Source organism: Micromonospora sp. 050-3 (assembly GCF_046549335.1).
Lineage (GTDB): Bacteria > Actinomycetota > Actinomycetes > Mycobacteriales > Micromonosporaceae > Micromonospora > Micromonospora trifolii.
This window is the reverse complement of the sequence record NZ_JAJPVX010000002.1, coordinates 1474447-1491544: the sequence shown is the minus strand read 5'-3', so window position 1 is coordinate 1491544 and position 17098 is coordinate 1474447. Positions and strand designations below refer to the sequence as shown.

Genomic DNA, 17098 nt, shown 5'->3' with positions numbered 1-17098 from the left:
CCGTCTCACCCACCGACACTGGCCGAACCGTCACCTGGCCGGGCCGCCACGGGCCGGGTCGTCGCCCGGTGCGGCCGCCACCGGCCGGGCCGTGGGCTCGTCCGCGTCGGCCGGCGGCCAGGCGAGACTCAGCGTCACCTCCGGTGGGCGGGGCAGCCGGACCGGTTCGTCCAGGTCGGCGAGAGTGGCGGCGCGTGCCGCGCCGATCGCCGGCCGGGCGGGTTCCGGGGCTCCGGAGCCGACCGGGGCGAGTTGTCGTGCCGGCAACGGCGGGCTCGGATCGGGTTGCCGGGGGCCCAGGCCACTCAGCGAGGTGACCCCGAGCCGGCCGGCGAGCACCGGCACCTGATCCGGCTCGACCACGAAGATCACCTCACGCGGCCGTAGCGGCCGCAGCAGGAGCAGCGCCGCGCACACCACCAGCAGTACGCCGACGGTCAGCAGACCCCAGGTGGCCGGGCCGGTCCACCCGACCCGCAACTCGGCGCGCAGGTCCAGGGCCAGGTCGGCCTCGCCGTCGGGGCGCATCACCACCAGGCTCATGGGTTCACCGGCGAGGTCGTCCGCGCTCCACTCCAGTGAGCCGATTCCCTCGCGTACCCAGAAGGGCCGTCCCAGTGGTGTGACCGGCCCGTCCGCCGTCGCGACGCCCGGGGTGTCGGCCGCCGGTCCGGCCGGGTCGAGCCGGACCGGGAGCGGACCCCGGGCCAGCGCCACCCGACGGACCGTGGCGTGCGGCGCCGCCTCCAGCCAGCCACGCACCTCGGCGGTGGGCGCCAATCCGATGAAGGCCGGCCCGCCCGTGGTGCGGGCGTCCAGGCGCAGCCGGGTCTGCGCGGTACGCGCGAAGGGCGCCTCCTGCCGCAGCAACCGGTCGAGGTCGGTGACCACTACCGCGTGACCGGGCGTGCGGACCGTTTCGAAGCGGGCGGCGAAGGACCCGCCCGGGTCGGCGTGTCGGGTCACCAGCCACAGCCCGCCACCGGCGAACAGCGCCGGAATTCCCACGACCAACAGCAGCACTCCGGCGATCACCCGCACGAACCGCATCCGCACCGTCCCCCTCCGTAGCCAAATACCCGGCCGACCTTACCGACGTACACGGTCTGATCAGGGGATATCCACGGCACGGTCGGCATCGGCTCCGGAAAGCACGCTGGCCCGCCGGACAATCCGGCGGGCCAGCGGATGGAACAGGGTCAGGCCTTGGCGACCGGCTGCCGGCGGGTACGCGTGAACGCCAGCCCGCCCAGCACCAGGCCGGCCAGACCGGCGACGAGACCGGCCACACCGAGGCCGACGGCGAGCCCGTTGCCGCCATCGTCGTCATCGTCGTCGGGCGCGGCCACGGCTGCGGTCGGCGTGGCCGAGCCCGCCGGCGCCGCCGCGGCGGCCAGGGTGAGCACCGGAGCCGGGTGCTCCGGCTCCTCGGCGCCCGGCGCCGGGTCGTCGATCCACCGCGAGATGTTGCCGTCGGAGTAGGTCTGCAGGGTCTTGAAGATCATCGAGTCGACCTGCGGCAGCGGCCCCATCGAGACGGGGAACTCCTGGAACTGACCCGGCTTCACCCCCGCGTCGCCGGAGGCCGTCCAGGTGATCTTGGAGACCGCCTCGGTGAGCTGACTGCCGTGCACCTCGATCGGCGGGTCCACCTTGCGCTTCTCCGTGGTGACCGTCCAACCGGGCACCGGCATCGTCGACACCGAGCCGACCGGGGCGTTCTCCGGCAGCACCACCTCAAGCTTGGTGGTCGACGCGGTGTCGCTCTCGTTGGGCACCCGGAACGCCACCCGGGCGTAACCGCCCTGGGTCGCCTCCTTCGGGTTCACAGTGACGTGCGCGGACGCCGGTCCGGCGAAGCCGAGCACAGCGGTGGCGGCGGCGGTGAACGCCAGGGCGGCAGCGGCGGTTGCGGTACGCCGGAATCGGGTCATGGGTTTCGCGAACCTCTCTAACGGATGGGCACGGTGGCGGTCACCGTGGCCTGGTCGATGTCGGTCGTTCGGGCGGTGATCTTCAGTTGCCACTCGCCGGCGGTCGGCAGGCTGATGTCGCCGTAGGCGTGACTGTCCGTCAACCGCAGCAACGGCACCTCGATCGGCTCGATCCCGGCCGAGGGCAGCGCGACGGTCGCCTTCCACTCCGCTACCAGCAGCGGCTGGTTGGCCTTGTCGTACGCGTACAGGTGCACCGAGTTGTTGCCCCGCTCGGCGGGGCTCACCTCGACCTCGACGGACAGGAGCGGGCTGGAGAGCCTGGTGCTGAAGAGGCCGGCCTCGGCCCCGGCGGAGGGGGCGGCTCCGGCGGTGCGCGCGGGCGTGGTCTGCACGAGCGTGGCGGACACGGCCAGCACCACCACGGTGACTGCCAACTCCACCAGGACCGCCCGGCGCACCGGCACCGGGCGTTGCGCCGCGACGCGGCTACGCACCAACGTCCGGGAGTACGCGGCCACGGCGATGACCAGCGCGAACAACCCGATCTTGGCGAGCAGCAAGCGCCCGTACGTGGTGTCGAAGAGCGCCTGCAGGGTGGCCACCTCGATCAGCGCCTGGACGGTGCCGGCCAGCAGCAGTGCCGAGACGGCGAGCGCCGCCCAGCGCGACCAGATCGGCAGGATCGCGCCCAGCTCCCGCTCGTCGGCCTGGCGCAGCAGGAAGACGGCGAGCATGAGCAGACCGCCCAGCCAGACCGCCATGCTGCCCAGGTGGACCGCGTCGACCACCACGGAGACCGCCGGCGCCGGGGACGCCGCCGGGTGCCCGGCCAGCGGCCAGGTCAGCAGGGCGGCACCGCCGAGCACCGCCAGGATGATCGCGTCCGCGCGGCCGGCGGGTCGGGCCAGCAGCGGGCGGAGCAGGAAGACGGACGCCGCCAACAGGCCGAGCCGGACCAGGTGGGCGGCGCCGAAGGCGCTGCCGAACACACTGCCGAACCCCTCGCCGGTGACGTCGAAGAGACCACCGCCGGCCGTATAGGGCACCTGCAACCACAGGTCGGCGAGGGTGGCGACGGCCACCAGACCGAGGCCGGTCCAGGCCAGCCGGGTCGGCCCCCGCCGGGAGAGCCGTCGGGGCCAGAGCGCGGCGAGCACCAGCGCCGGCCCCACCAGCAGCACCAGGCCGGCGTAGCCGAGGAAGCGGGCCACCTTCACCGCCGTCTCCACCACCGGGTTGGCGCGGCTGTCCGTGCCGGAGTCGACGGGTGGGGTCGAGGGTGCGCCGACCGAGTAGGTGAACGCCCCGGAGACCGGATGGCTGTCGGCGGAAATCACCCGGAAGCTGACCAGGTAGGTGCCGCGGGCGCCGGCCGGGTCCACCGGGATGGTCACCACGCCGCCGCTGAACGACGGTTCGCCCCGGTCGGCCCGGGAACCGTCCGGCGCGATGATCCGGATCTTGCCGGGCACCTTGCGGACCGACTCGCTGAAGGTGAGGACCACCTCGGACGGCCCGCTCGGCACGATGGAGGCGGCAGCCGGGCTGCTGCTCTCCAACACCGCGTGAGCGCTGGCGGAGGTAGCTGGCGCGATCAACAAGGCGACGACGGTGACCAGGAGGCCGGCGGCTGCGGCCAGCCTGGCGGCCCAGCGGCGGGGGGCGACAGTCATGCCGGCCATGGTCGCCGATGGGTGTCCCCTTCGGCGACCCGAGGGGGGTGGGGGCGTCGGTGGTCGCACGTCATGAACTGGTAGTCGGCCCGGGTCGGGGAAAAGTTCCCGACGTGGCGCAGACCATCCAAGGGCCGAACGACCCAGACGCGCCGCCGACTGCCGCGTAACCTGATGTGTCGTGATCCCTGTCCCGCGTGACCCCGGTGCCGCCGGTCCGGCAGACCCGGTCGACGAGGTCGCCCGGGACCCGGCAACCGAGTGGGCACTGACCGCCCGCGACGGTGACCCCACCGCCCAGGCGGCGTTCGTCCGGCTGACCCAGGCCGAGGTCTGGCGGTTCGCCGCAGCCCTGGTCGACCCGGACAGCGCCGACGACCTGACCCAGGAGACCTACCTGCGGGCGTTTCGGGCACTCCCCGCCTTCGAGGGTCGCTCCAGCGTCCGCACCTGGCTGCTCGGCATCGCCCGCCGGGCCTGCGCCGACCACCTGCGCACCGTCATCAGGCGTCGACGGCTCGACGAGCGTCTGGCGGCGAACGCGTACACCGACCGGCCGCACCCGGACCCGGCCGGCCAGTTCGGCGCCGCCGACCTGGTCCGCCGCCTCGGCCCCGAGCGGCGCTCCGCGTTCGTGCTCACCCAACTGCTCGGCCTGTCGTACGCCGAGGCCGCCGCCGTCGAAGGGGTGCCGGTGGGCACCATCCGTTCCCGGGTCGCCCGGGCCCGGGACGACCTGGTCGAGGCGGTCGGCGACGCCCTGGCCGGCTGAACGCGGAACTTCCGGTGCGGACGGGACGACAAATGAGCGTGACAGCACCTTCCACCCTGGGTGGCCGTTGGCCAGTGGTTCGCCCGTGGCTCGGCATCGCCGCCCGACTCGGCCTCGCCGCCGTCTGGCTGGTCGCCGGCGCGTCGAAGGTCAGCGATCTCGCCGCCTCCGGGCGGGCTGTCAACGCGTACCAGGTGATGCCGTACGACGTGGCGACCGTGATCGGCGCGGCCCTGCCCTTCGTCGAGCTGGCGTTGGGCGTGCTGCTGCTGCTCGGGCTGGCCACCCGGCTCGTCGCCGGGGTGTCCGCCGCGCTGCTGGTGGTCTTCATCGTGGGGATCGCCTCGGCCTGGGCGCGTGGGCTGGCCATCGACTGCGGCTGCTTCGGCAGCGGCGGGCAGCTGGCGGCGGGGCAGGCACCCAGTTACCTCCCGGAGATCCTCCGGGACCTGGGATTCTTGGTGCTGGCCGGATTTCTGCTGATCTGGCCGCGTACGCCGGTATCGGTGGACGGGTGGTTGTCCGGCGAACCCGTTGTGGAGGACGAGGATGAGTAGTCGCAAGGGGCAGCGGGACGCCGCCCGGGTGGTCCGCGAGCAGTTGGCCCGCGAGCGGCGCCGCCGCCGCACGATCTGGGTCTCCGCCGCCGCTGTCGTCGTCCTGGTCATCGCCGGCGTCGTCGGCTGGGCCGTCTGGTCCAACCAGCGCTCCGACAGCTTCACCACCCCACCCGGCGCCAACGCGGCCGGCACCGGCATCGTCACCGGCGGCGGCCCGGTCACCGTCGACGTCTACGAGGACTTCCTCTGCCCGGCCTGCAAGCAGTTCGAGCAGACCAGCGGGTCGACGCTCGAACAGTTGGTGGCCGAGAACAAGGCGAAGGTGGTCTACCACCCGGTCGCGTACCTCAACCGTTTCTCCACCACCGAGTACTCCACCCGTTCCTCGGCCGCCTCCGGCTGCGCGGCGGCGGGCGGCAAGTACCACGAGTACGCCAAAGCGCTCTTCGCCCAGCAGCCGCCGGAGGGCAGCGCCGGGCTCACCGACGACCAGCTCGTCGACATCGGCACCAGCGTGGGCCTCGACCGGGGCTCCTTCGGCGGCTGCGTGAAGGACGAGACGTACAAGAGTTGGACCGAACACGTCACCGACGACGCCAGTCGGAGCAACGTCACCGGCACACCGACCGTCAAGGTCAACGGTCAAGCCGTCGAGAACCCCACCCCGGACGCTCTCACCGCAGCCGTGGCGGCGGCCGGCAAGTGATCCGTACCCTGCTGGGCCGCGCCGGCCTGGTCGCCGCCGCAGCCGGCCTGGTGACAGTGACCAGCGCGGCGCCCGCCGCCGCGCACGGCGCGGACGCACCGGACGGCACCGACTACCGCACCCGGACCACCGGGGTCGCACCGGCGCGGCCAGGGCTCGAGGTACGCGTCATCGAGGCGGGCGCCCGACTGGAGCTGACCAACCGCACCGGCCGCGCCATCGAGGTCATCGGCTACTCCGGTGAGCCGTACCTGCGCGTCGGCCCGGACGGGGTCTTCGAGAACAGCCACTCCCCCGCCACGTACCTGAACCAAACCATCGCCGGGGACACCGCACTCCCGGCCGAGGCCGACCCGGCCGCCGCACCGTCCTGGCGACGGATCGACGACGGCACCACCGCGCGCTGGCACGACCAACGCGCGCTGTGGCAGGAGTCGGCGCCACCGGCCGCGGTACGCGCCGCGCCGGACCGCGAGCACCGGGTCCGGGACTGGACCATCCCACTGCGCGACGGCACCGACCCGGTGACGATCGGCGGCACGCTGGACTGGGTGCCGCCGCCGGACGCGTACACCTGGTGGGCGGTGAGCATCGTGGGGCTGCTCGCTGTGGGCGCGCTCGGCCTGTTCGCCGCCACCGCCCCGGCCGGCGCCCGCGCGCTGTCCGCGCTCGGAGTGCTGCTGATCGTCGGCGGCGCGCTGGCCGTCGGGTACCCGGTGGGACGGGAGTTGGACGCTGGTGCCAAGGGCGCGGGCGGGGTGCTGGTCGGGCTGCTCTCCGGGCAGATCTGGCCCCTGCTCACCGGCGTCGGCGCGATCGCCGCCGGCTGGCACGCGCTGAGCCGCCGCCCGGCCGCCGACTTCGTGGTCGCGCTGGCCGGGGCCTGCCTGGCGCTCTTCGCCGGAGCGTCGAACGCCGCCGTCTTCGCCCGCGCCATCGCCCCGGTGCCCTGGTCACCCGCGGCCGCCCGGGTGATGGTGGCGCTCTTCCTGATCACCGGAGCCGGCGCGACAGCCGCCGGCATCCTGCGCCTACACGCCACCTCCCGCACCACCGCAACAGCCGTCCCAACCCCAACCCCCTAACCCCCGCCCCAACCCGCCCGCGCCCCGCGCCCGCCCGTGCCGATCTTGCACTTTGTGTTGGCCATATGCGGCTTTCGCCCTAAAAGCGGAGACAGAAAATGCAAGATCGGCGGTCGCCGGGAGTGGCTCTACGGCTGTGGGGTGAACCCGTGGGGGAGTTCCAGGCGGTGTCTGGCCAGCAGGGGGGCATCGTTGAGCAGGGTGTTGGTGGGGGCGTCCGCGACGATCCGGCCGTTGTCCAGGATCACCGAGCGCTCGCACAGCTCCGCCGCGTACGGCAGGTCGTGCGTGACCATCAGCAGGGTCACCGGCAGGCCGCGCAGGATCTCGGCGAGTTCCCGACGAGCCGCCGGGTCCAGGTTCGACGACGGCTCGTCGAGCACCAGGATCTCCGGGTGCATGGCAAGCACGGTGGCCACCGCCACCCGGCGGCGCTGCCCGAACGACAGGTGCTGCGGGGCCCGGCCGCGGTGCTCACTCATTCCCACCGCGGCGAGCGCCTCGTCCACCCGGGCGGCCAGCTCGGCCCCGCGCAGACCCAGGTTCGCCGGCCCGAACGCCACGTCCTCCGCCACGGTGGGCAGGAACAACTGGTCGTCCGGGTCCTGGAAGACGATGCCCACCCGGCGGCGTACCTCGGCCAGGGTGGCCCGATCCGGGGTGACCGTCAGCCCGCCGACGCTCACGCTGCCCTCGGTCGGGGTGAGAATGCCGTTGAGGTGCAGCACCAGCGTGGTCTTGCCGGCGCCGTTAGGCCCGAGCAGCGCCACCCGGTCGCCCCGCGGCACGTTCAGGTCGACCCCCTGAAGGGCTACGTGCCCGTCCGGGTACGCGTAATGAACACCCCGAACGTCCAGCGAGACAGCGGTCTGCACGACACCGATCATGACAGCACGACGGCGGTGGCGGCGATGGAGGCCGCCAACACCGGCACGGTCGCCGCGACCAGCCACTGACCGGCGCTCGCCGCACCCTCGCCCTGCCACACTGCGGGCATCCGCCCGGTGTAGCCCCGCGACAGCATCGCCAGATAGACCCGCTCGCCGCGCTCGAAGGCGCGCAGGAACAACGCCCCGATCCCGGCGGCGAAGCCGCGCAACTGCCACAGGAAACGCGGGTCGTCGCCTCGGGAGATCCGGGCCACCCGCATCCGCCGCGCCTCGCCGACCAGCACGTCGAGGTAGCGCAGCATGAACGTGGCGATCTGGGTGAGCACCTGCGGGCAGTGCAGCCGGTCCAGCCCCACGATCAGGTCCCGGGTGGTGGTGGTCGCGGCGAGCAGCAGCGAGGCGAGCACCCCCAGGGTGCCCTTGGCCAGGATGTTCCACGCGCCGTGCAGCCCGTCCTCGGACAACCGCAGACCCAGCACCTCGACCCGGTCGCCGCTGCCGAGGAACGGCAGGGCGACGGCGAACAACACGAACGGCAGCTCGATCAACGCTCGGCTGAGCAACCACCGCGGCCCCACCCGGGCCAGCGCCGCCACCACCGCCACCAGCACGGCGTACGCGCCGAAGGCCCAGAACGCCTCGCGTGGGGTGGCCACCACGGCGAGGGTGAAGACCACCATCGCCACGATCTTGACCTCGGGCGGGAGCCGGTGCACCGGCGAGTCCGACTCGCGGTACAGCACGTGCCCGTGACCGGCCCCCATCCGCGTACCCCTGCTCAGCTGGCCGCGTCGGCGCGGCGCCGGACGTCGCCGGACGTCGCGGGGTCGCCCTCGGTGGGCGTCGACGCGTCAGCGCCGGTCGGCGTGCCGCCGCGACGGCGCAGCAGCCAGAACCCGCCGGCCCCGATCGCGAAGGTGACCAGCACCCCGAGCACCCCGGAGAGGCCGGTGGAGACGAAGCTGTTCCGCACGCCCCGTACGCCGTAGTCGGCGAGCGGGCTGTCGGCCAACTCGTGGTCACGGGCCTGCTGGGCCGGGCAGCTCCCCCCGACGATGGTGTCGTCGGCGTCGACGGTGCAGCCCTTGAGCAGGGACGAGTCCAGCCCGTCCGGGTGGGAGGAGGCGTAGTTGCTCACCACACCGGCGAGCAGCAGCGCGACCAGCAGACCACCGGCCAGGAAGACCCAGGATCGGTTCTTCATCGGACACCTCCGGCGACCGGGACGGCGGGGGTGGCGGGCGTGCGCAGGGAACGCAGCGCATACACCAGGTCGGGGCGTACCTTCGCGACGGTGAGCACCGTGGTCGCGGTGATCAGGCCCTCGCCGATGCCGATCAGCAGGTGGACGCCGGCCATCGTGCCGGCCAGGCCACCCAGGTTGTTGCCCAGGTCGGTGGTGCCACCCAGCCAGTACTCCAGGACGAAGCCCTGCGACGCCACCACCACGCTGAGCGTCGCGGCGACGAACGCGGTCACGGCCAGACCGGCACGCGTGCGGGGCAGCACCCGCAGCAGCAGCGCGATCAGCGCGTACGCCGCGGCGGTGCCGAGCAACGCCATGTTCGTGATGTTGAGGCCGAGCATCGCCACGCCGCCGTCGCCGAAGATCAGTGCCTGTACGACCAGCACCACGGCCACGCAGAGCGCGCCGACCCAGGGGCCAACCAGCATGGCGGCGAGCGCGCCACCGAGCAGGTGGCCACTGACCCCGGCCGTGAAGATCGGAAAGTTGAGCATCTGGACGGCGAAGATGAACGCCGCCACCAGGCCTGCCATCGGGGCCAGCCGGTCGTCCAGGTCGCGCCGGCCGCGCAGCACGCAGGCGGTGAGCGCGGCAAGAGCGAGCGCAGCGAAGATCGCTGCCACGGGACCGTCGATGATCCCGTTCGAGATGTGCATCGCCAGTGTCTCCACGCGACCTCCCACGCGTCAGCGGGCCCGACCGGGCCAGCGTGGGTCAGCCTATTTCCCAAGCATCGTTGTTGCCAGACTCTGGCAACAACGCATGGGCTTGATCACTCCAGGCCAGGCCCCGCCAGCCCATCGGTGCTCGGCCGGTCGGCGGCACGGCGGTAGGGTCGGGGCCATGACCTCGCCCGACCGCCTCTCCCCCGGTGACCCCGCACCCGAGTTCACCCTCGCCACCGACACCGGCGACCAGCTCTCCCTCGCCGACCTGCGAGGTCGCAAGGTCGTCCTGTACGCCTACCCGGCCGCGATGACCCCCGGCTGCACCAAGCAGGCCTGCGACTTCCGCGACTCACTCGCCTCACTCCAGGCCGCGGGCTACGAGGTCATCGGCATCTCCCCGGACAAGCCGGAGAAGCTGGCGAAGTTCCGCGAGCGTGACGCCATCACCTTCCCGCTGGTGTCGGACCCGGACAAGGCGGTGCTGATTGCCTACGGCGCGTACGGCGAGAAGCAGCTCTACGGCAAGACCGTCACCGGCGTGATCCGCTCGACGTTCGTGATCGACGCCGACGGCAAGGTCGAGCGGGCGCTCTACAACGTCAAGGCGACCGGGCACGTCGCCAAGCTCCGCCGCGACCTCGGGCTGGACTGACCTGTCGTACCGGTTCGCTACGGTCCGTCAGTGGTTCGATACAAGTACACGCCCGAAGCGTTGGCCGCCGCTGCCGCCGTCGCCCGCAACATCACCGAGGTGATGCGGTTGCTGGGCGTACGTGTCAGCGGTGGCTCGCACGCGCACATCAGCCGACAGCTCAAGAGGTTCGGCATCGACACGTCGCACTTCACTGGCCAGGCACACAATCGAGGCGTGCGTTGGCGGCGAATGTCCCCCACGGAGTTGCTGGTAGTGCTGCCGGCCGGTTCTCGCCGAATCCCGGGGATCCGCCTCAAACGCGCCTTGGCGACAATCGGCCTGCCTGAAACCTGCGAGGTGTGTGGCACCGGGTCAACGTGGCAAGGTGCCAGACTGACGCTGCACGTGGACCACATCAATGGCGACTTTCTCGACAACCGGCCGCGCAACCTTCGTCTGCTCTGCCCTAATTGCCACAGCCAGACCTCTACGTACGCTGGTCAGCGACGGCCTGCACTCGTGGAGCCCGAGGTGGTCTACGATCCTGATGCGGTTACTCCGACCGGCTTCCCCATAGGCAGGCGAATGCCGCGTCGGCTGGAGTGGCCGTGGACGCTGGTGGAGTACAGCTTCAAGGGGCCGTAGCCCAACGGCAGGAGGCATGCGGTTTAGGTCCGCACCAGTGCGGGTTCGAATCCCGTCGGCCCCACATCGCCATTGAGTGACGACGGATCCTGGCTCGGTCGGAGCCAGGATCGGTTGTCGGGCGCGTCACTGTCGCGGGTCGTGGGCCTGGTCGTTGGTTCAGGATGGCGAGCGTGAGTCTGCGCTTCGTCCTCGACCCTGACCTGACCCCGCAGCTGCGTGCCGAGATCGTCGACCTCTGGGTGGACGTCAGCAACGCCGGTGGGGCTGTCGGTTTCGTGCCACCGGTCACCGCCACCGACGTGCACGTCACCGCCGATCCGACCTTCGCCGGCATCGCCGACGGACCGGACCGGCTGCTGGTCGGCTACTCCGGGGACCGGCTGGCGGCAATGCTGATCTTCAGTGACAACCGTTTTCCGCTCACGGCGCACTGGTGTGTGCTGAAGCGGGTGATGGTCCACCCGGACACCCAGGGCACCGGCTACGGCTCGGCGCTGATGGTGGAGGCCGCCCGGCTGGGCAGGGCGTTGGGTCACGAGGCGCTGCATGTCACGGTGCGCGGCGGGCTGGGGTTGGACACGTTCTACGGCCGCCTCGGGTACCGGGAGATCGGCCGGCTGCCGGGCGCGTTGCGGGTTGCTCCCGATGACGACCGGGACGAGATTCTGATGTGGCTCGATCTGACGGACGCCGACTGAGCGGTCAGCCCGCGCACCACCGGGCGTTTGCCCGGGCCGAGCTGGTGGTCGGCGCGTCGGTGGCCGGAGCGCTCGTCCTCGCCACCTCGACCGAGCGACGGGTCGGTGTCGGCGTGACGGCGGGTCGGTTGCTCGGTGGTCGGGTCGACGCGGACGGACGACGTGGGGCCGCCCCACCGCCGGGTGCGTACATCCGGACCGTGCTGTTCTGCACCTGGCCCGGTGCCATCCGGATGCCGCCGACGGTGGCCCGCTTGCCGTACACGTCGGTGACGCGGAGGTTGAACGGGCCCGGCCCGGCGCCGGAGGCGATCAGCCAGTAGTTGTAGTCCTGCCGGGCGGCCGACTGCCAGGGATCGCCGTCGCGCTGCCGGACCTCGACGGACCGCAGCGGGTTGCCGTGGTTGCCGACGCGGACGGCGAACCACCACTGCGACGCTCCCTCCTTGATCCGGAAGGTGAGGGGTCCGGGCAGCGGCGGGTTGACCACCGCGCGGTAGGTGACCGGAACGAGGCCCTTGACCGGGTCGGCGATCCGGGCGAACGCCTCGCGGGACAGGTCGAGGTGGCCGGGCTCGCACTCCGGGCACTGGTCCATGATGAGCACCCGGACGGTGCCCTTGGGGCCGACGACGTCGAGGAATCCGCCGCAGGCGGCACCGGCGGAGTATTCCGTCGGGCCGAGCGCGACGTAGAGGCGGTTGGCCGGGGCAGCCGGGTTCGAGCAGTTGCCGCCGGCGCCCTTGGAGTCGTAGAAGGTGGCCTTGCCGGTGTGCGTGGCGGTGCCGGTGGGTGGCGCGGCGGCCAGCGTCCGGCCGGCGGCGCAGGCCGGGGTGGAGCCGGAGCGCAGGGTGAGGGTGAGCCCGAGCGTCGCGGCGAGGATGGTGACGCCGGTGGCGACCAGCCAGGGCTTCGCGCCGGACGACGGCGCGGGCCGGTCCTCTGGAGGATGGTCCAGGTCGATGTTGATGTCGACAGCGCTTCCGTCCGTCACGACGGCGATGCTGCCGGACCCCGTGGGGTACCGACAAGCGGGCTAAGCCAAAGCTAAGACAGCATCGACGGACTGTGACCGTGGGGTGCCGATTGCCGGTAGGCGGTCCGGTCAGGGCGCGATGACGATCGGGGCGTCTACCGCCAGGGGTCCACTGTCGAGCGGCAAGAGGTTCAGTCCGAAGAGGAGTTTCTGCTTGACGTTGCGGTGCCGCCCGAGGGTGCGCAGCGGCTCCTTGGTGCGTACCCCGGTCTCCTGGTCGGTGGTGGTCACCACGCAGCGTTCGCTCGGCCCGGCGGCCTGGAACACCCGGTCGCCGATGCGCAACCGCCGACCGACCCAGTCGTCCTCGGCCCAGGCCGGCGAACCGCCGACGACCAGGTTGGGTCGGAACCGGGTCATCGGCACCGCTTCCTCCCCCGCTTCGGCCAGCCAGTCGTTGAGGGCGTCGAGGGAGGCGGCGTTGGCCAGCAGCACCGGGTAGGCGTCGGCGAAACTGACCTGGTCACCGGTGTCGTGTTCGCGGGTCCCGGCGGCCACGTGGCGGGTCGGCTGGGCCAGCCAGACCAGTCGGACCGGTCGGCCGAGCAGGGCGCCGAGCCAGTCGTCGGCAGCCTGGCCGCCCGGCAGCGCGGGGACCGGGAACGTGCGGCTGCGGAAGGTGCGCACCGCGACCGGTTCGCCGCCGGCCGGCTCGGGCACGTCGAGGTCGGGCTGCCCGTCGGCGCGCAGCGACAGACCCCCGGGGCGCACGGAGGCGCGCAGGCCGACGAGCCGGGTCGTCTCGCGCTGGGTGACGCCGACCCCGTCGGCGTCCACGACCATCCAGCGCCGGTCGCCGGCCAGGCCCCAGGGGTGCACGAACGCGCCGTCGTGGTCGAGTCGGTGACAACCCTTGACGGGGTACGTGTGAATCGAGGTCAGCCGCACCCGGCTACCATGCCACGCCGATCCCGTCGCCCGGGTACCAGTGGTTGGCCGGGCTCTCCCGGTAGGCGAGGAACCGCCGGCCGGTGCGTTCGGCGTGTTCGGCGAGCACGTTGGTGCTGGTGACGTTGTCGGTGAGCAGGATCGCGCCGGGGGCGAGCTGGGGCTCCACGGCGTCGAACTCGCGCTTCTCGTGGGCGCGGCTGTGGTCGCTGTCGTGCAGGAACAGGTCGACCGGGCGGTCCAGCGCGCCGATCGAGGCGATCGAGTCGCCGATCACCAGGTCGACGACCTCCGACCACGGCGCGACCCGGGCGAGGTAGCCGGCCTCGGGGTTGATGTCCAGCGAGGTGACCCGACCCGGGTGTCCCTCCTGCGCGTTGCGGAGCAGGGCGGACGCGAGGACGCAGGTGCCCAACCCCTTGTCCACGCCGGTTTCCACGACGTGCGCGGGGCGGGTGGCACGGACGATCGCGTACCAGCCGACGCGTCGGGCATAGCGGACGTTCTTGTCGGCGAGACCACGGCGGGCTGCGGTGGCGGTGGCCTGCTCGATGTGGTGCCGCAGCACGTCGTCGGACTCGATTTCGGCGACGTAGCCACGGACCTGCTGGACCGGAATGTCGCAGACGACGCTGACGAACCAGGTCAGGTGGTGGCGACTGAGCTTGGTCAGCTCGTACGTGTAGTTGTGATGTTCACGGGAGGTGACCAACCACCGGGCCGAGGCGCGCAGCACCTTGGCGTCGTGGCGGGCGACCCGGGCGAGCCGCTTGGGGAATGCGGCGACGGGTGCGAGTGGGGTACGGGCGATGGCTCGGCGCAGCTGCGTGGCGTCCACCGCTGCTTCATACCAGGTTCGGGCAATCGTTGCGGGGAAAAGTCTTTTGGTCAGGATGTGCAGCCGGATGGACCAGACAGGGGTACGTGAGCGTAACCCGCAATCAGTAGCATCGCGGCATGCAGTATCGCCAGGAGTACGTGGAACCCCAGACCCAGTTCATTGAAGCGCAGTCGCCGCCCGAGCCGACTGAGGAGCAGCCCCGATCGCGGCGTCGCCGCCCTCGTTGGCAGAAGGTCGCACTCATCACCTTTCTGGTGGTGGCGTTGCTCGGCGGTGGCGGTTTGATCGCAGGCGGGCTCTACTTCCGGTCGATCAATTCCGGGATCGAACGTGTCGACGCGTTCGACGGCGTGCCGGAGGAGTCGCGGCCCCAGGTCGTCGCTCAGGGTGCCATGAACATCATGATCCTCGGCAGCGACTCGCGTGACCCGGAGAACAGCTCCGGCTCCCGGACCGACACCATCATCCTGGCCCACCTCCCGAAGGACCGGCAGAGCGCACAGCTCATCTCGATTCCCCGAGACAGCTGGGTCAGCGTGCCGGAGTCGCCGCAGGGGCGCGGTGGCCGGGACGCGAAAATCAACGCCGCGTTCGCGTGGGGTGGCGTTCCGCTCATGGTGCAGACCCTGGAGAAGTTCACCGGCGTCCGCATCGACCACGTGGCGATGGTGGACTTCGCGGGCTTCAAGGAAATCGTGGACGCGCTCGGTGGCATCGACATCACCGTGGACAAGGGCTTCACGTCGAAGCACTCGTTGAACCCGGATGGCCGGCGGGAGTTCGTCGCGGGTCGGCAGACCATGGACGGGGCCGCCGCACTGGACTACGCCCGCGAGCGGTACGCGTTCGCCGAAGGCGACTTCACCCGGATCAAGCACCAGCAGCAGGTCATCAAGGCAATCCTGGACAAGGCCGTTTCCGGTGGCACGCTGGCCAGCCCCACCAAGTTGAACTCGTTCATCCGGGCCACCGCTGACGCTGTCGCGGTCGACCAGTCGATGTCCCTGGTGGACCTGGCAATGCAGCTGCGGCACATGCAGAGCGGTCAGCTCGGCTTTTTCACCTGCCCCACGACGGGCACCGGTCGGATGGGCTCCGAAAGCGTCGTCCTCGTTGACAAGCCGAAGGCCGAGCGTGTCTTCGACGCGGTCCGTCGTGACTCGGTGGGGGAGATCGCGTCCGCAGTGAAGTAGCTAGCGGAAATTCACCTTTCGTCTATACCGGCGGGCCTGACCTGGTCGTATCCTTCCTTCGCCCTTCGGCTCGAGGTACCTGGTTCGAAGGGCTAACGGGGGAAAGGTTGACCATGTCAGGTCATTCAACAACAAGCCGATCAGGCGCACCGGCGCAATGGTCCGGCGAGCCGAATTCGGTGGAGCGCACAGTCGAGCCGGTGAAGGTTCCCAAGACCGCACCGGCGCCCAGGCCCGGTCTGGAGACCACTGCGGTCCTGCCGTACGCGGGGTCCCGGACTTCGTCCCGGACGCGTTTGCTGCGCGCCTGGATGATGACGGTGCCGATCGACATGGTCGCGCTGCTCTTCCCGCTGGTGATCTCGCAGGACTACTGGCGTGGCACCCTGGTCAACGCCGGGCTCACCATGGCGATCTTCGCGGCCGGCGGGCTCTACCAGGCCCGCCGGCACGTGAGCATCCTCGACGAGCTGCCGAGCATCGTCGGGCGCCTGCTGGCGTCCGCCGCGGTGGTAGCCATCATCGCTGCGGAACGTCACTCCTCGGTTGAGTACGTCGGCGGTTTCATGCGTGGCGTCGCCGTCTCGGCCGGCCTGGTGATCGTTGGCCGGGCGCTCAGCCGGGCACTCACCATCCTGGTGCGCAAGCGTCGTTGGGTGGAGCACAACGCCATCATCATCGGCAGTGGCCCGGTTGCCTTGGAGCTGGCCCGGTTGCTGCGTCGTTACCCGCAGTACGGCCTGCGTTTCGTGGGCTGCGTCGACGTGACGGCACAGCAGGATCCGTCTGTGCTTCCGCTCCTCGGCAGGCTCGACGAGCTGGAGAAGCTGGTCCGGGTGCTGAAGTGCGAGGTGCTGGTCATCGCCGACCCGGACTGCCCGGAGTCGGAACTGATGGACACTCTCCTGCTGCCCGGCAGCTCGCGCTGCGACCTGTGGGAGGTGCCGCGCCTGTGGGGTTCCCGTTCGCAGGGGGGATACCCCGACCACATCGGAGCGATCCCGATCGTGAAGGTCAGCGACATCTCGCTCTCCGGTCCGCGTTGGGCGATCAAGCGGGCTTCCGACGTGGTGTTCGCCGGGCTGGCCCTGTTCCTGCTGAGTCCGGTGCTGCTGTTGTGCGCGCTCGCGACATTCATCGACGGTGGCCGAGGGATCTTTTTCTACCAGGAGCGGATCGGCCGCTTCGGTAAGCCGTTCAACGTCGTCAAGTTCCGGTCGATGCGCCCCGTCGACGAGACCGAGTCGCAGACGAACTGGTCGATCGCGAACGACCGGCGGGTCGGCCCGATCGGTCGGTTCATGCGCCGCACGTCCCTGGACGAGCTCCCCCAGCTGTGGAACATTCTGCGCGGCGACATGAGTGTGGTCGGGCCGCGACCGGAGCGGCCGTACTTCGTGGAGAAGTTCTCGGCCGAATACCCGAACTACGCGATGCGGCACCGCGTCCCGGTGGGGTTGACCGGACTCGCTCAGGTCAGTGGTCTGCGCGGTGACACGCCCATTTCCGACCGGGCGCGGTTCGACAACTACTACATCGAGAACTGGTCGCTGTGGCTGGACGTGAAGGTCGTGCTCCGCACGGTCGCCGAGGTCTTTCGGGGCGGCGGCCGCTGACGACCGA

At 71.2% G+C, this 17098-nt stretch carries 19 protein-coding genes and 1 tRNA gene; 10 read left to right on the top strand and 10 right to left on the bottom strand.

Annotated features, from left to right (window positions below; all coding sequences use genetic code 11):
- Positions 1-30: 30 nt before the first annotated feature.
- The 3 genes from ACLJOK_RS21940 to ACLJOK_RS21930 form a co-directional block, all read right to left on the bottom strand.
- Entirely contained in the window at positions 31-1050 is a 1020-nt protein-coding gene (locus ACLJOK_RS21940) for a hypothetical protein (RefSeq protein ID WP_410821559.1), read from the bottom strand.
- A 149-nt stretch (positions 1051-1199) separates the two neighbouring features.
- Positions 1200-1934 (bottom strand): YcnI family protein, encoded by a 735-nt coding sequence (locus ACLJOK_RS21935; protein WP_410820561.1) that lies wholly within the window; start codon positions 1932-1934, stop codon positions 1200-1202.
- A 17-nt stretch (positions 1935-1951) separates the two neighbouring features.
- Positions 1952-3619 (bottom strand): copper resistance CopC/CopD family protein, encoded by a 1668-nt coding sequence (locus ACLJOK_RS21930; RefSeq protein WP_410820560.1) that lies wholly within the window; start codon positions 3617-3619, stop codon positions 1952-1954.
- A gap of 172 nt (positions 3620-3791) precedes the next feature.
- Here ACLJOK_RS21930 and ACLJOK_RS21925 point away from each other — a divergent pair, with 172 nt between their 5' ends.
- Genes ACLJOK_RS21925 through ACLJOK_RS21910 form a run of 4 tightly spaced genes read left to right on the top strand, consistent with a single transcriptional unit; the run spans position 3792 to position 6733 of the window.
- A complete protein-coding gene (locus tag ACLJOK_RS21925) occupies positions 3792-4382 on the top strand; it encodes a sigma-70 family RNA polymerase sigma factor (protein ID WP_410820559.1) in 591 nt (196 codons plus the stop codon).
- Between the two features lie 32 nt (positions 4383-4414).
- Positions 4415-4939, top strand: a complete 525-nt coding sequence (locus ACLJOK_RS21920) for a MauE/DoxX family redox-associated membrane protein (RefSeq protein ID WP_410820558.1) — start codon at positions 4415-4417, stop codon at positions 4937-4939.
- Entirely contained in the window at positions 4932-5648 is a 717-nt protein-coding gene (locus ACLJOK_RS21915; RefSeq protein WP_410820557.1) for a DsbA family protein, read from the top strand. The genes ACLJOK_RS21920 and ACLJOK_RS21915 overlap by 8 nt, the downstream gene beginning before the upstream one ends.
- On the top strand, positions 5645-6733 hold the full coding sequence (locus ACLJOK_RS21910; RefSeq protein WP_410820556.1) for a hypothetical protein: 1089 nt from the start codon (positions 5645-5647) through the stop codon (positions 6731-6733). Before ACLJOK_RS21915 ends, ACLJOK_RS21910 begins: the two co-directional genes overlap by 4 nt.
- A 128-nt stretch (positions 6734-6861) precedes the next feature.
- Here the strand turns inward: ACLJOK_RS21910 and ACLJOK_RS21905 are convergent, their stop codons facing one another.
- From ACLJOK_RS21905 to ACLJOK_RS21890, 4 genes are read right to left on the bottom strand one after another with little or no spacing between them, the layout of a single operon-like run.
- A complete protein-coding gene (locus ACLJOK_RS21905; protein ID WP_410820555.1) occupies positions 6862-7620 on the bottom strand; it encodes an energy-coupling factor ABC transporter ATP-binding protein in 759 nt (252 codons plus the stop codon).
- Positions 7617-8387 (bottom strand): cobalt ECF transporter T component CbiQ, encoded by a 771-nt coding sequence (gene cbiQ, locus ACLJOK_RS21900; RefSeq protein WP_124855226.1) that lies wholly within the window; start codon positions 8385-8387, stop codon positions 7617-7619. The genes ACLJOK_RS21905 and cbiQ overlap by 4 nt, the downstream gene beginning before the upstream one ends.
- A gap of 14 nt (positions 8388-8401) precedes the next feature.
- Positions 8402-8827: a PDGLE domain-containing protein gene (locus ACLJOK_RS21895; protein WP_410820554.1), complete on the bottom strand. Its 426-nt coding sequence runs from the start codon at positions 8825-8827 to the stop codon at positions 8402-8404.
- Positions 8824-9540, bottom strand: coding sequence for an energy-coupling factor ABC transporter permease (locus ACLJOK_RS21890; RefSeq protein WP_410820553.1), 717 nt, complete (start codon positions 9538-9540; stop codon positions 8824-8826). The genes ACLJOK_RS21895 and ACLJOK_RS21890 overlap by 4 nt, the downstream gene beginning before the upstream one ends.
- Before the next feature lie 172 nt (positions 9541-9712).
- Between ACLJOK_RS21890 and bcp the strand changes: the two genes are divergently transcribed.
- The 4 genes from bcp (at position 9713) to ACLJOK_RS21870 (ending at position 11517) form a co-directional block, all read left to right on the top strand.
- The gene (gene bcp, locus ACLJOK_RS21885; protein WP_410820552.1) at positions 9713-10189 is read left to right on the top strand and encodes a thioredoxin-dependent thiol peroxidase; all 477 of its coding nucleotides are present in this window, start codon (positions 9713-9715) and stop codon (positions 10187-10189) included.
- Positions 10190-10219: 30 nt separating this feature from the next.
- On the top strand, positions 10220-10816 hold the full coding sequence (locus ACLJOK_RS21880; RefSeq protein ID WP_410820551.1) for an HNH endonuclease: 597 nt from the start codon (positions 10220-10222) through the stop codon (positions 10814-10816).
- Positions 10807-10880: transfer RNA gene (locus ACLJOK_RS21875), tRNA-Leu, on the top strand. Before ACLJOK_RS21880 ends, ACLJOK_RS21875 begins: the two co-directional genes overlap by 10 nt.
- Before the next feature lie 109 nt (positions 10881-10989).
- Complete coding sequence (locus ACLJOK_RS21870; RefSeq protein WP_410820550.1) at positions 10990-11517, top strand: GNAT family N-acetyltransferase; 528 nt, start codon at positions 10990-10992, stop codon at positions 11515-11517.
- 4 nt (positions 11518-11521) lie between these two features.
- Here ACLJOK_RS21870 and ACLJOK_RS21865 read toward each other — a convergent pair whose 3' ends face one another.
- The 3 genes from ACLJOK_RS21865 to ACLJOK_RS21855 all read right to left on the bottom strand — a co-directional run bounded on the left by ACLJOK_RS21865 (position 11522) and on the right by ACLJOK_RS21855 (position 14279).
- Positions 11522-12511: an expansin EXLX1 family cellulose-binding protein gene (locus ACLJOK_RS21865; RefSeq protein ID WP_410820549.1), complete on the bottom strand. Its 990-nt coding sequence runs from the start codon at positions 12509-12511 to the stop codon at positions 11522-11524.
- A 111-nt stretch (positions 12512-12622) separates the two neighbouring features.
- Positions 12623-13441, bottom strand: a complete 819-nt coding sequence (locus tag ACLJOK_RS21860; protein ID WP_410820548.1) for an MOSC domain-containing protein — start codon at positions 13439-13441, stop codon at positions 12623-12625.
- Between the two features lie 4 nt (positions 13442-13445).
- Positions 13446-14279 (bottom strand): O-methyltransferase, encoded by an 834-nt coding sequence (locus tag ACLJOK_RS21855; protein WP_410820547.1) that lies wholly within the window; start codon positions 14277-14279, stop codon positions 13446-13448.
- Between the two features lie 119 nt (positions 14280-14398).
- On the opposite strand from ACLJOK_RS21855, the gene ACLJOK_RS21850 reads away from it, so the two are divergent.
- Both ACLJOK_RS21850 and ACLJOK_RS21845 read left to right on the top strand, forming a co-directional pair.
- Complete coding sequence (locus ACLJOK_RS21850; protein ID WP_410820546.1) at positions 14399-15475, top strand: LCP family protein; 1077 nt, start codon at positions 14399-14401, stop codon at positions 15473-15475.
- Positions 15476-15675: 200 nt separating this feature from the next.
- Positions 15676-17091: a sugar transferase gene (locus tag ACLJOK_RS21845; RefSeq protein WP_410820545.1), complete on the top strand. Its 1416-nt coding sequence runs from the start codon at positions 15676-15678 to the stop codon at positions 17089-17091.
- Positions 17092-17098 lie beyond the last annotated feature (7 nt).